This window comes from Guyparkeria hydrothermalis (assembly GCF_023555375.1).
In the GTDB taxonomy this organism is placed as follows: Bacteria; Pseudomonadota; Gammaproteobacteria; order Halothiobacillales; family Halothiobacillaceae; genus Guyparkeria; species Guyparkeria hydrothermalis.
On record NZ_JAJSEE010000001.1, the window covers coordinates 395,641 to 409,072 of the forward strand.

The 13,432-nt window shown below is 65.5% G+C and carries 11 protein-coding genes; 7 read left to right on the top strand and 4 right to left on the bottom strand.

Going from position 1 to position 13,432, the window contains the following annotated elements; genetic code table 11:
* Positions 1-270 precede the first annotated feature (270 nt).
* The 5 genes from LV475_RS01770 (at position 271) to LV475_RS01790 (ending at position 5,381) form a co-directional block, all read left to right on the top strand.
* Entirely contained in the window at positions 271-744 is a 474-nt protein-coding gene (locus tag LV475_RS01770; protein WP_156574554.1) for a cupredoxin domain-containing protein, read from the top strand.
* 51 nt (positions 745-795) lie between these two features.
* Positions 796-2,700, top strand: coding sequence for a copper resistance system multicopper oxidase (locus LV475_RS01775; RefSeq protein WP_250105632.1), 1,905 nt, complete (start codon positions 796-798; stop codon positions 2,698-2,700).
* A 20-nt stretch (positions 2,701-2,720) separates the two neighbouring features.
* The gene (locus tag LV475_RS01780) at positions 2,721-3,506 is read left to right on the top strand and encodes a copper resistance protein B (RefSeq protein ID WP_250105633.1); all 786 of its coding nucleotides are present in this window, start codon (positions 2,721-2,723) and stop codon (positions 3,504-3,506) included.
* Between the two features lie 196 nt (positions 3,507-3,702).
* Complete coding sequence (locus tag LV475_RS01785) at positions 3,703-5,061, top strand: APC family permease (protein WP_250105634.1); 1,359 nt, start codon at positions 3,703-3,705, stop codon at positions 5,059-5,061.
* A gap of 83 nt (positions 5,062-5,144) precedes the next feature.
* On the top strand, positions 5,145-5,381 hold the full coding sequence (locus LV475_RS01790; RefSeq protein WP_250105635.1) for a GDCCVxC domain-containing (seleno)protein: 237 nt from the start codon (positions 5,145-5,147) through the stop codon (positions 5,379-5,381).
* Positions 5,382-5,486: 105 nt separating this feature from the next.
* Here the strand turns inward: LV475_RS01790 and LV475_RS01795 are convergent, their stop codons facing one another.
* Positions 5,487-6,083, bottom strand: a complete 597-nt coding sequence (locus LV475_RS01795; RefSeq protein ID WP_250105636.1) for a thioredoxin family protein — start codon at positions 6,081-6,083, stop codon at positions 5,487-5,489.
* 202 nt (positions 6,084-6,285) lie between these two features.
* On the opposite strand from LV475_RS01795, the gene LV475_RS01800 reads away from it, so the two are divergent.
* Positions 6,286-6,840 carry an HD domain-containing protein gene (locus tag LV475_RS01800; protein WP_250105637.1) on the top strand — a complete coding sequence of 185 codons (555 nt, stop codon included), beginning with the start codon at positions 6,286-6,288 and terminating at the stop codon, positions 6,838-6,840.
* A 4-nt stretch (positions 6,841-6,844) separates the two neighbouring features.
* Here the strand turns inward: LV475_RS01800 and LV475_RS01805 are convergent, their stop codons facing one another.
* From LV475_RS01805 to LV475_RS01815, 3 genes are read right to left on the bottom strand one after another with little or no spacing between them, the layout of a single operon-like run.
* Positions 6,845-7,963 carry an ABC transporter permease gene (locus tag LV475_RS01805; protein WP_430886856.1) on the bottom strand — a complete coding sequence of 373 codons (1,119 nt, stop codon included), beginning with the start codon at positions 7,961-7,963 and terminating at the stop codon, positions 6,845-6,847.
* A gap of 15 nt (positions 7,964-7,978) precedes the next feature.
* Positions 7,979-10,738, bottom strand: a complete 2,760-nt coding sequence (gene rbbA / locus LV475_RS01810) for a ribosome-associated ATPase/putative transporter RbbA (protein ID WP_250105639.1) — start codon at positions 10,736-10,738, stop codon at positions 7,979-7,981.
* The gene (locus LV475_RS01815) at positions 10,738-11,814 is read right to left on the bottom strand and encodes an HlyD family secretion protein (protein WP_250105640.1); all 1,077 of its coding nucleotides are present in this window, start codon (positions 11,812-11,814) and stop codon (positions 10,738-10,740) included. The genes rbbA and LV475_RS01815 overlap by 1 nt, the downstream gene beginning before the upstream one ends.
* Before the next feature lie 222 nt (positions 11,815-12,036).
* Here LV475_RS01815 and LV475_RS01820 point away from each other — a divergent pair, with 222 nt between their 5' ends.
* Positions 12,037-13,425 (top strand): GGDEF domain-containing protein, encoded by a 1,389-nt coding sequence (locus tag LV475_RS01820; RefSeq protein WP_250105641.1) that lies wholly within the window; start codon positions 12,037-12,039, stop codon positions 13,423-13,425.
* Positions 13,426-13,432 lie beyond the last annotated feature (7 nt).

A 13,432-nucleotide genomic window follows, 5' to 3' on the forward strand; every position in this document is an offset into this window, starting at 1 on the left:
CCAACCTGGTCGGGGCCATTGCCTTCCGGGGCGGCTGCACCAATACCGACAACCTCGACCGCCCCCCTCTCTCTTCGAACCAACCACTCGCTGGCCTGGCCGCCTCGGGAGAGGCCCTGACGCGTGCGCACGTAGATGACAAAACCGTAATCCCGCCGTCAGGTCCATGACAGCCCGGCTGCGTAAGGTCATGGGTATCGAAACAGGCACGTCACGGCAGGCAATGCCGACACTAAGAGGAACAGATCCATGACTAAGAGGAACAGATCCATGGCAACGAAACACGCAGTAATCGCCTCGCTCCTGCTTCCCTTCGCGGCCCTCGGCGCAGGTCAACACTCCGGCGGTCATGGGGGTGCAGGCACGGCCACCGGCGAGCCGGGGCAGATGACCAACGTCGATCGCCACATCGTGGTGAAGATGGACGACCGGATGCGATTCGAGCCGTCGTCGATCGAAGTGAAAGCCGGCGAAACAGTGCGTTTCCGCGTCAGCAACACCGGCAATCAACCCCATGAGATGGTCATCGGATCGATCGAGGACCTTAAGGCCCACGCCGAAGAAATGCGAGAGCACCCGGGCATGGCCCACGACGAGCCAAACATGATCCAGCTCGACGCCGGCGAATCGGGCGATCTCGTCTGGCGATTCACGCAGCCCGGACAGGTCGAATTTGCCTGCCTGCTGCCCGGCCACCTCGAGGCCGGCATGAAAGGCCACATCGACGTGGCACCGGGCCAGTAAAACGCCGCACCCCCATAAACCGTCCTTCTCGACGCAATCGGAGGAGATCCCATGAAGCCCAACGACATCCTCACCGCCGACGGGCTGTCCCGTCGCCGGTTCTTGCGCAGCGCCACATCCATGAGCGTCCTGGCCGCTCTCTACGGGGTAGGCGCCCTCCAGCCGGCCCTCGCCTGGCCCCGCAGCGGCAACCTCGAGGCCAAGAAAGAGGTCGACGGCAACACCGACATCTTCCGGCTGACCATCGACCGCACGTCAATGCCTATCGATGGCAAGGACGCGCGCCCGATCACGGTCAACGGCACCGTGCCCGCGCCCCTGATCCGCCTGAAGGAAGGTCGCGACGTGCGCATCCTGGTGACCAACAACCTCGACGAGGACACCTCGATCCACTGGCACGGCATCCTGCTGCCTTTCGAGATGGACGGCGTGCCGGGCGTGACCTTCCCGGGCATCAAGCCTGGCGAGACCTTCGAGTACCGCTACCCGGTGCGCCAGAGCGGCACCTACTGGTACCACAGCCATTCGGGGCTCCAGGAACAGCTCGGCCACTATGGCCCGCTGGTGGTCGACCCAGCCGAGCCGGAGCCCTACGCGTACGATCGGGACTACGTGGTCATGCTCTCCGACTGGACCTTTGAAGATCCGCACGACGTCTTCCGCAAGCTCAAGGTCGCCGAGGGCTACTACAACTACCAGAAGCGCACCGTCCAGGACCTGCTCGAGGACATCAAGTCCAAGGGCTGGGAGCAGACCATGCGCGAGCGGGCGATGTGGGGCGAGATGCGCATGAGTTCGCGCGACCTGCTCGACGTGACCGGCAGCACCTACACCTACCTGCTCAACGGGCGTTCACCCGCGGACAACTGGACCGCCCTGTTCAAGCCCGGGGAAAAGGTGCGGCTGCGGGTCATCAACGGCTCGGCGATGAGCTTCTTCGATGTGCGCATCCCGGGATTGAAGATGACCGTGGTGCAGGCCGACGGACAGGACATCGAGCCCGTGCCGGTCGACGAGTTCCGTATTGGTGTTGCCGAGACCTACGACGTGATCGTCGAGCCGAACGAGGATCGCGCCTACACCATCTTCGCCGAGGCCATGGATCGCAGCGGGTATGCCGCCGCCACCCTGGCGACCAGAGAGGGCGCACGCGGCGAGATCCCCGAGCGTCGCCCCATGCCCGAGCGCGGCATGGAGTCGATGGGCATGGACCATGGAGACATGGATATGAACATGGGCCACGGCGACATGGACATGGGCCGGAACGACATGTCGGGTGACATGAATGGCGGCGTGGAGATGGCAGCCGACGCTAGCGACCCGCATGCCGGCCACGACATGAGCGGCGGCAGTCAGGCCCTGAATGACGATCACTCCGGCGGCATGAACATGGCCGAGGACGAACCTTCCGAATGGCCCCTTGCCGGCCGAAAGATCAGCCACGGCCACGATGATCACGGCCCGGGCGCGGCCATGGTCGCCAGCAATCCGCAGAATCGCATGAGCGATCCGGGCATCGGGCTCGAAAGTACCGAGGACCACAAGGTGCTGGTCTACGACGACCTGCGGGCACGCGCCCCTTGGCCGGATCAGCGTGAACCGGAGCGAGAAATCGAACTTCACCTGACCGGCAACATGGAGCGGTACATGTGGTCGTTCGACGGCAAAAAGTTCTCCGAAGTCGACGGCCCGATCCGCTTCCACCACAACGAACGGCTGCGCCTGATCCTGGTCAACGACACCATGATGGATCACCCGATTCACCTCCACGGCATGTGGATGGAGCTGGAAAACCGTCATGGCAAGTACCGGCCGCGCAAACACACCCTGTCGCTCAAGCCCGGCGAGATGGTCTCCGCGCAGATCACCCCGGAACACAAGGGCGACTGGGCCTTTCACTGCCATCTGCTCTATCACATGGACGCCGGCATGTTCCGTGTCGTGTCCGTAGCCTGAATACCGGGAGGAACTGACCAATGACCATTCAGACGATCAAGCACCCGAGTCGATGGCTGGCGACCGCCTGCGTGCTGGCACTGACACCAGCGCTTGCCATGGCCGACGGACGAGGTGACTACGCCCGCGAACAGGGATGGGATTCCCCCGTCCCCGACATGCAGACCGGAATGCTGTTGTTCGACCGGCTGGAGTACGCTGCCGGGGACGACGAGGACAGCGTCGACTGGGAGTTCAAGGGTTGGTACGGCGGCGATACCAACCGGCTGGTGATCAAGGGCGAGGGGGAACACGTCGTCTCCGGTGGAGACGGTGGTGAGATCGAGGCCCTCGATCTACTCTACGGCCGCCTGATCGCCCCCTACTGGTCCGTGCAGGCCGGTGTCGGCTACCAGCTCGAATACGGCCCCGGCCCCAACCACGACCGCGGCTTCGCCGTGGTGGGCCTGGAGGGCCTGGCGCCCTACTGGTTCGAAATCGATACCAGCCTGCGGATCAGTGAAGACGGCGACGCCTCGGTCGACTTTGAGGCCGAGTACGACTTCCTGCTCACCCAGCGACTGGTCCTGCAGCCGCGCATCGGGACATCTTTCGCCTTCCAGGAGGTCGAAGAGTTCGGCGTCGGCCAGGGTGTGAACCACGTAAAGGCCGGACTGCGGCTTCGCTACGAAATCCAACGCGAGTTCGCCCCCTACATCGGGGTGAGTTGGAAGAAGCAACTGGGAGACACCGCCGACCTGGCCCGAGAGGAAGGCCATGACACTGAGGATCTTCGACTGGTCGCCGGCGTACGCATGTGGTTCTGACCACCACGCAACAGTGCCCTGGAGAAGCATGAGCAAGGCTCCCGTTTCAGGATGGGGGCCGTTGTCCGTTAACGAGCACCGACATCTGCGCTATGACGTGACCGCTCTCGACCTCGTCAACCCGGAGTTTTCTATCGGATGACCGACACGACGAGGCCGTGACGATCAACTCCTGATGTCTACAGAGGGGAGCAGGATGAACAAAGCGAACGACCGCACGAGCCGCTATCAAGAGGGGAGCCTGACCCTGCCGGGAGCAGTGATGCTGGGGACCGGGGTCATGATCGGTGCCGGCATCTTTGCCTTGACGGGGCAAATGGCCGAGATGACCGGCGTACTGTTTCCCTTGGCCTTCCTGTCAGCGGCGGTCATCGTGGGCTTCAGCGCCTATTCCTACATAAAAATCTCGAACACCTGGCCGTCTGCCGGCGGCATTGGGATGTATCTCCAAAAGGCCTATGGAAACCGCTTGCCAACTGCGTTCAACGCCTTGTTGATGTATTTCTCGATGGTAATCGCTCAAGCCTTCCTTGCACGGACCTTCGGCTCGTATTCGGTGCAACCCTTTGGTGGGGATGAATCCGGCCTTTTGGTGCCTGTTCTGGGTGTGTCACTCATCATCGCTGCCTTCGTGATCAACCTCTTGGGCAATCGCCTCATTCAGGGAGTTGCCTCGCTCATCGGCATTCTCAAGATCGGAGGCATTTTCTTGTTCGGTCTCGCCGGTATCTGGGTTGCTGACAGCATCACCGTTGATTTTTCCAGCACCGGGGACGCCGGAACCCTCGGCAATTTTCTCGGCGCCACCGCGCTGGGCATCCTGGCCTTCAAGGGATTCACCACGATTACCAATAGCGGCTCCGAGGTAAACAATCCCCATCGAAATGTCAGTCGCGCCATCGTCATTTCCATCGCCGCCTGTGTCGTCATCTACTCCCTGGTTGGTTATGCCGTCGCCAGCAATCTGTCATTGGCCGAGATCATAGAAACGAGAGACTATTCTCTGGCGGCGGCAGCCCGACCGGCGCTGGGCGAATACGGCGTGTGGTTCACGGTCATCCTTGCGATGACGGCCACCGCAGGCGGCATCCTCGCCAGCATCTTCGCCGTCTCCCGCATGCTGGCCATGCTGACCGAGATGGAACTGGTGCCTCACCGACATTTCGGCATGCCGGGCAGCATCCAGAAGCACACACTGGTCTACACCGTCGTCCTCGGTATCTTCTTGACGGCTTTCTTCGACCTCTCCCGCATCGCTGCCCTGGGCATCGTTTTTTACCTGATCATGAACATCGCCATCCAGTGGGGTGTGCTCCGTTATCTCAGGACAGAAGTGGATGCGCGGGCGTGGATACCCGCGACGGCCATCGTTCTGAACCTGCTCGCCCTGTTGGGCTTCGTCTGGGTAAAACTCAACACGGATCCGTTTGTCATCGGCGCGGCGATGGCCACGATGATTGCGATCGCGGCGGCAGAGTGGGTTTTCCTGCGAAAGGCAGGGAGAAGGCACCCTCCCGTGCATGCCGAGCATCAGACGCCGGATCATCGCGGATAAGGCGTGCCGACAAAACCCAAGCCGATCAGCTCAGCCCCACCGCCAAGAAAACGCCGACGATAAGACGATAAAAGGAACAAGTGATGCCCAACGACCCGTTGTCTTACAACTCGACAATCAAGTGTCCCGAATGCCGGCACTCGCAAACCGAGACCATGCCCACCGATGCCTGTCAGTGGTTCTACGAATGTGACGGGTGTCAGACCTTGCTGCGGCCGAAGCCAGGTGACTGCTGCGTATTCTGCTCATACGGCAGCGTGCCCTGTCCACCGATCCAAGATGGCCAGGGATGCTGCGAGGCGCAATCCAGCGGGGGGTAAACCGGCAACGCAACGGAAGGCCATCGGAATGCCCGTCATCGCCGAAACCAGTCCGACCATACCCCGCCTGCAACGAGCGTCAGGGAGCAACTACTCGACCAGGACCTATTGCAGCCCGGGCTGGTCGATGAACTCGCGGCATTCGGCCGGGCTCATGTCCTTGGCGCAGCGCTCGGCGCGATCGACGTTGCGATCCAGGTAATGGTTGTAGAACGCCGGGGCCGCGCCGGTGATCTCGCCGATCCGCTCGCCGTCCGGTGAGAAGAAGAGCACGTAGGGCACGCCCCGCACGTCCAGCTCGTCGGCGAAGGCCGCCGGCTCCTTCCACTTGCCATCCACGCCGATGAAGCGATCGTCGGAGTCGATCTGCACGCGACGGATGATCAGGCGCCCCTGGTAGTCCGGGTCGAGCCGCATCGGGATCAGGAATTCGTCGTCGATCTTCTGGCAGTAGCCGCAGTAGCTCGCGTGGAAGAACAGCATCATCGGCTTGTCGTGCTTTTGCATCCAGGCGAGATCCGCGGGCAGGTCGGCGAGGTGGTCGACGAAGCGGACCTCCTCGTAGATGGCCATCGTCGAGTCAGCGGCATCGGCGGCGACCACCGGGGTGACCGCACCCAGCCCGAAGGCCAACAGCAGGGCGGCCAGCGGGCGGCTCAGGGCGGAAAGAAATCGCTGAGGGAGGTGGCGGGATACGGGCATGGTGACACTCGCTGGTTGTGTTGGGGCGTATATGCCTGGCACCCACGATACGACCAACCAGCCGCGCAATCCATCGTGGCACCGTTTCTGAGGCACGCCGGCCCGCAAGCGGGCCAGCCACTTGAGCGCAGCGGGTTGGGCGGGCACACTTGTCGCGCCACGCGCCCCTCTCCCGGAACCGCTTCACGATCGTCGCGCCGCCATGACCCCAGCCGATGCCCACCACTTCGCCCAACACCCCTCGCACGTGGTGCGCCGCGCGCTGGCGATCGCGATCGAGGCACACGCGGGCCAGGTGCGTCGCTACACCCACGAGCCGTTCGTCACGCACCCGATCGCCGTCGCACAGACGGTCCGTCCCTTCCACGGCGACCCGCTGGTGCTCGCCACCGCCCTGCTCCATGACGTGGTCGAAGACACACCCGTGACCGCCGCCGATCTCGACCGCGAGATGCCCAGCTCGGTGGTGCGCATGGTGCTTTCGCTGACCAACCCCTCCTCTCCGGACGACGGCGATCGCGCGGCCCGCAAGCGGATCGACCACGACCACGTCGCCCGCGCCGAACCCCGCGCGCAGACCATCAAGTACGCCGATGTCTGGCACAACGTGCGGTCGATCGCCCGCCACGATCCCGAGTTCGCGCCCACCTATCTCGCCGAGAAGGTCAGCCTGATCCGTCGACTCGATCGCGGCCACCCGGTACTGCGCCGGCGTGTCTGGCAATGCCTGGTCGAACTCACATCGCCCGCGTCGTAGTCGCTTAGCCCACTTCGGCGAGCATGCGCCGAAAACGCGCCAGCGACAGCGTGAACAGCACCCCGCCGATCGCGGCCAGCGCGAGGAATTGCGGCCAGACCACCTCGAAGCCCGCGCCGCGGTAGAGCACCGCCTGCGCCATGGCGACGAAGTGCAGGGTCGGGGCGGCCTGCATCAGCAGGTGAACCCAGTCGGGCAGGCTTTCGGCCGGGGTCATGCCGCCAGAGAGGATCTGCAGCGGCAGCAGTACCAGCAGGATCAGCAACCCGAACTGCGGCATCGATCGGGCGATGGTGGCGAGAAAGATCCCCAGCGAGGTGGTGGCGAACAGGTGCAGCAACGCGCCGACCAGGAACAGCCACACCGATCCCTGAATGGGGATGGCCAGTAGCCCCTGGACTACCACGGTCAACGAGAAGCTCGCGGCGAGCAGCACGACCACCGACATCGACCAGATCTTGCTCGCCATGATCTCGAACGGCGTGACCGGCATCACCAGCAGGTGCTCGACCGTGCCGTGCTCGCGCTCGCGCAGCAGCGCCGCGCCGGTGAGCACGATCGCGAGCATGGTGATGTTGTTGATCAGCTCCATCACGGCACCGAACCGGGCGACCTGCAGCTCGGGGTTGAACCGCGCCCGCCAGACCAGCTCGACCGGCGGGGACGGCGCCTCGCGGTAGCCGGCGAGAAAGGCATCGATCTCGCCCTGCACGATCGCCTGGATGTGACCGCTACCGACGAAGGCCTGACTCATGCGGGTGGCATCGACGTTCAACTGGATGGCCGGGCTCCGGCCGGCGAGCACGTCGCGCTGGAAGCCGGCCGGGATGTGCAGGGCGAAGGTGTCGAGCCCGGCGTCCATGCGCGCGTCCATTTCGACGGCGGAAATAAAGCGCGGCGGCAGGAACGACGGCGGGTAGAAGGCATCGGCGATGCGCAGCGACAGCGGCGAGCGGTCCTCGTCGACGATCGCGATCGGGGCCTTGTTGAGCGTCTCGGGCATGGCGGTGGCCGCCGTGTAGATCGCCAGCGAGAAGGCGAACACGATCAGCACCAGCATGATGGTGTCCCGCCACAGGCTGCGGAACTCCTTCAGCCCCAGATACCAGATGTTGCTTCCCATCCGCATAGAGGCTCCCTAACGCTCCTGTCGCCTAAGCAGCAGGGTGGCGATCGCGATCAGCACCGGACCGGCCAGCAGCAGGGGCAGGAAGGCCCCGGCCAGGTCCTCGAAACCCAGCGCCTTGGAGAAGGTCCCGCGCGCGATGGTCACGAAATGCGTGGCCGGGAAGACCTGCCCGATCACCGCGCCCATCCCTTCCAGCGCCGTGACCGGGTCGATCAGCCCCGAGTACTGCGTCGAGGGGATCATGGTGAGGATCGACGTGCCGAAGATCGCCGCCAGCTGGCTTTTCACGAACGTCGAGATCAACAGCCCCAACGCGGTCGAGGCGAACACGTACAGCACCGCGGCCAGGCTCAGGGCGAGGAAGCTGCCGGTGATGGGCACGCCGAAGACGACCACCGCCAGGGCGACCAGCAACAGGTAATTGCCCATCGCCAGCACGACGTAGGGCAACTGCTTGCCCAGGAGGAATTCCAGGCGCGTGACCGGGGTGACGTAGAAGTTCACGATCGACCCCAGCTCCTTCTCGCGCACCACGGACAAGGCGCTGAGGATCGCGGGGATCAGCATCAGCAGCAGCGGGATCATCGCCGGCACCATCGCCGGCAGGCTTTTCACGTCGGGGTTGTAGCGAAAGCGTGTCTCGATGGACGCGGCACCAGCCAACGCCGCCTCGCCCACCGACTCGCGCGCCCGCATGGCCAGCCAGTGCTGGTGCATGCCCTGGGCGTAGCCGGCCAGGGTCTCCGCGCGGGTGGGCATGGCGCCATCCACCCAGGCGCCCACCTCGACCGGCGCGCCCCGGGCGATGTCGCGCGCAAAGCCGGGCGGGATCTCGATCACCATGCCCAGTTCGCCCGAGCGCATGCGCCGGTCGAGTTCCGCGTAGCTTGCCACCGGCGGGTGCTCGATGAAGTACCGCGAGCCGGACAGGCCGGCGATGTAATCCCGGCTGACGGTGGTGTTGTCGCGATCGAGTACCGCGAAGGACAGGTCGTCGACGTCCATGTTCATGCCGTAGCCCAGCACCAGCATCAGCAGCACGGTGCCCAGCGCGGCCAGTGTCAGGCGGATCGGGTCGCGCGTGAGCTCTCGCCCTTCCCGGTGGGCGTAGGCGGCCAGGCGCCGCGCACTGAACACGCCGTGGCGGGGGGGCGACCGCCTGCCCGCGAGTTCCGCCGGGCGCTCGCCGCTGCCGCGGGTTTCCCGGTTACGCGGCACTGTGGGTTCCTCGTTCTCGGCGGCGCCCTCGAGGTAGTCGATGAACGCGGCCTCGAGGTCGGCCGCGCCACGCGAGGCGATCACCTCCTCGGGCGTGCCGGTGACCAGCACCCGCCCGGCGTGCATCAGCGAGAGCCGGTCGCAGCGCTCGGCCTCGTTCATGAAGTGCGTCGAGATGAAGATGGTGACCTGCTCCTCGCGGGCCAGCTCGATCAGGATGCGCCAGAAGGCATCGCGGGCGATCGGATCGACGCCGGAGGTCGGCTCGTCGAGGATCAGGATCTCGGGCTCGTGTACCAGTGCCACGGCCAGCGACAATCGCTGGCGCTCGCCCAGGGGCAGTTCGTCCGGCAACGCGTCCATCACGCGGTCGAGGCCGAAACGGCTCGCCACCGCGGCGACCCGCGCGTCGAGGGCCGATCGATCGAGGCCAAACAGCCGGGCATGCAGTTCGAGGTTCTGGCGGACGCTCAGCTCGCCGTAGAGCGAAAAGCCCTGGGTCATGTAGCCGACCCGGTGGCGGGTGGCCAGATCGTGCGGGTCGAGGCGATGCCCGAGCAGTCGCGCCTCGCCCTCGCTTGCCGGCAGGAGACCGGTGAGCATCTTCATGGTGGTGGTCTTGCCGCAGCCGTTCGAGCCGACGAAACCGAAGATCTCGCCGCGCGGAATGGAGAAGCTGACGTCCTCGACCGCGGTGAAGGTGCCGAAGCGCTTGGTCAGGCCCCTCGCCTCGATCGCCACCGGGGCGGTTCGGGCATCCGGGTGCGCGCTGTGGTCGACCGGTCGATGCTCATGTTGCTCGGCCGCCGGCAGCAGCGAGATGAAGGCCGACTCGAGCGTCTCCTGCCCGGTGCGCTCGAGCAGCGTCGCCGGCTCGCCCGTCGCCAGCACCCGACCGGCATTCATCGCCACCAGGCAATCGAAACGCTCGGCCTCCTCCATGTAGGCGGTGGCCACCAGCACACTCATGCCGTCGTGCTCGGCGCGGATGCGCTCGATCAGGCGCCAGAACTGGCGACGCGAGAGCGGGTCGACGCCGGTGGTCGGCTCGTCGAGGATCAGCAGGTCCGGTGAGTGGATCAGCGCACAGCACAGCCCCAGCTTCTGCTTCATGCCGCCGGAGAGCTTGCCCACCGGCCGGTCGGCGAACGGGGCCAGGCCGGTGGCCTGCAGCAACTCGTCGATCCGTCGCCGGCGCTCGGCCCGGGCGTGCCCGAACAGGCCGCCGAAGAAATCGACGTTCTCGAACACCGATAACGTGGGGTAGAGGTTGCGACCCAGCCCCTGCGGCATGTAGGCAATGCGCGGGCTGACCTGCCCACGAAAGCGCGCCCGCCCGATGTCGCCACCGAGCACCTCGATCGTCCCGGACTGGATCGCGCGGGCCCCGGCGACCAGCGCGAGCAGGCTGGACTTGCCCACGCCGTCCGGTCCGATCAGGCCGACCATCTGCCCGGCGGGGATGTCGAGGTCGACCCCGTCGAGCGCCACCGTCTCGCCGTAGCGCAGCCCGACCCCGCGCAGGCGGGCGACCGGTGCGGGGCTTACCATCAGTCGGGCACCCGTATCGCCAGGTGCTCGGGCCAGGGCTGATCGTCGTCATAGCGCACCCAGGCCACCCCCGGCAGGCCGGTCTTGACCTGCACGATGTAGCGCTCGAGCAGGTCGACCGGCAGGCGGGCACGCACGCGGAACATCAGCTTCTGGCGCTCCTCGCGGGTCTCGACCGTCTTGGGGGTGAACTGCGCCACGTCGCTGATGAACGAGATGCGGGCGGGAATGACGTACTGCGGGGCGGCGTCGATTACCAGGCGGGCCTCGGCGCCGATGGCAATCCGGCCGACCACGTCGGTGGGCAGAAAGAACGTCATGTAGACGTCCTTGAGGTCGATCATGTTCATCACCCGGCCGCCGGCACCGACCACCTCGCCCGGCTGGGCGACGAGATACTGGATGCGTCCGTCGCGCGGGGCATACAGGGTGCTGTCGGCGATGTCCGCCTCGATGCGCTCGATGGTCGCCCGCGCGGCGGCGACGGCCTCCTCGGCCCCGACCACCTGTGCCCGCGCGGTCGCGATCGCCGCATCGGCCGCGGCAATCTGGGCACGCGCGGCACTGACCGCGGCCGCCGCGCCCTTCACCCGGGCCTCGTCGTTGTCCACCTCCTGGCGGGAGACCGAGCCGCTCTTGACCAGCTGCGAGGTGCGCGCCAGGCGCTTTTCCGCGATGTCGAGCTCGGCCTGCCGCTGGGCCAGCAGGGATTCGGCCGCGGCCCGTTCCGCCTCGCGCAGGATCACCTGGCTGCGAGCGGTCACCACGTCGCTGCTCGCCTGGCGCAGGTGCGCCTGCGCCTGATGGAGCTCGGCCTCGAGCGTGCTGGTGTCCAGAGTCGCGACCGGCTGACCGGTGGTGACGAACTCGCCCTCCTCGACCCGGATCGATTCGACGCGCCCCGGCACCTTGGCCGCGATATCGATCTCGACCGCCTCGATCCGCCCGTTGCCGCTGGCAAGACCGGGGTGATCCTCGACCACCGTCAGCTGCTGGTAGGCCCACCAGCCGACAAAGCCCACCACCAGGGCGATGGCGGCCATCCGAATCATCCAGCGGCGGCGGATCGGGGACATGTTTCGGGCTCCTTGTCCGGGGATCGACGTGACCCGTCCATCATGCGCCAGCCGGCCGCCGACGAAAAGCCCCGCAGGTCCGCTTGAAGCCGCAGCATGACGGGCCATGGGGGCAATCGACTTTCCTGCTTTATTCCGGGTGTCATACTGGGGTAAATTGGCGCGAAAAACGGTTCGTCGAGCTATCGATGACCAGCGGGCACGATTTTCCGGGGACATGACATGGCGGAGTCTGGCGACTTCTACCGCAAGAGCTACGAGCGCATGCTCCGGGAATTCACCCGCCTGGAGGACCACGACCTGCGCCTGGTCAAGCTGTTCAAGCTGACCGTCAGTCGCACGCTGATCGCGGTGGAGAAGGCCTACCCGAGCCTCGTGCCGCTGTGCAATCGCATCCGCAGCCACGTCAGCCGCCAGGCCGATGCCGACTTTCCGCTCGACCGCCTGCAGGTGGACATCGAGCAGCTCTCCGAGCAGCTGCGCAAGCTGGAAAGCGGCCACGAGCCAGCCAGCGACGACGCCCAGGAGCGGCCCGACAACTCGCGCGCCGAGTACCAGCGCAAGCTGTTCGTGCGCGAGTTCATCCCGCAGATGCTCGAGGGCATCGCCTTTATCGGGCCGCTGGAGAGCCATCGGCGCCAGCTGCTCGAGGCGATCGCCGCCCACCAGTTCGATGCCCACCCCAGCCTGCTGATCGATCGCACCGTGGCGCTGATCAACGAGATGCGCCAGATGATCGAGCAGGAGAAGACCGAGCTCACCCTGTTCCTCGACGAGATCAAGTCATCGGTGCAGAAGATCGAGGAGGACGCCTTCCACCAGGGCAAGCAGGCCGAGGAGCGCCGCGGCAAGCTCCGGCGCTTCGACAACATGCTCGGGCGCACCGTCGGCAAGCTCAAGAAGGAGATCGAGCAGGCCGAGGACATCGAGACCATCAAGCAGACGGTGCGCGACCAGATCGAGCAGCTGCACGGCAAGGTACGCGAATTCCACGAGACCGAGGGCCGGCGACTGGCCGAGTTCGAGAGCCAGAACCTGCGCCTGCGCGGCTACCTGACCACGGTGATCAAGCGTGCGCAGATGCACGAGAACAAGCTCAAGGAGAAATGCGCGGACCGCAATCGCTGCATGCTCACCGCCCTGCCCAACGCCTTTGCCTTCGAGCAGCAGCTGCGCATGGAGCTGGCGCGACTGCGTCCGGGCCGCCCGCCGATCTCGATGCTGTTCGTCGACATCGACCACCTCAAGACGATCGTCAAGAGCGACGGTCAGCAGACCGCCGACAAGATCCTGATCGTGCTGGTGCAGACGATCTCGCGGATGATCCACTACAGCGACTACTTCGCCCGCATCGGCATCGACGAGTTCGCCATCCTCTTGAAGGAACAGGACGGGGATGCGGCCATGGAACTGGCCGAGGCGATCCGGGCGCGCGTGATGCGCACGCGACTGCGCCATGGCGCCAAGAGCCTGTCGCTCACGCTGTCCTGCGGCGTGACCGAACTGGAGGTCGGCCAGACCTCCGAGGAGGCCTACCGCCACGCGCTCGAGGCGCTGCAACACGCCAAGACCCTGGGCGGCAACCGCTGCCAGCGGATCGGCCCGCGCTAGGGAACCG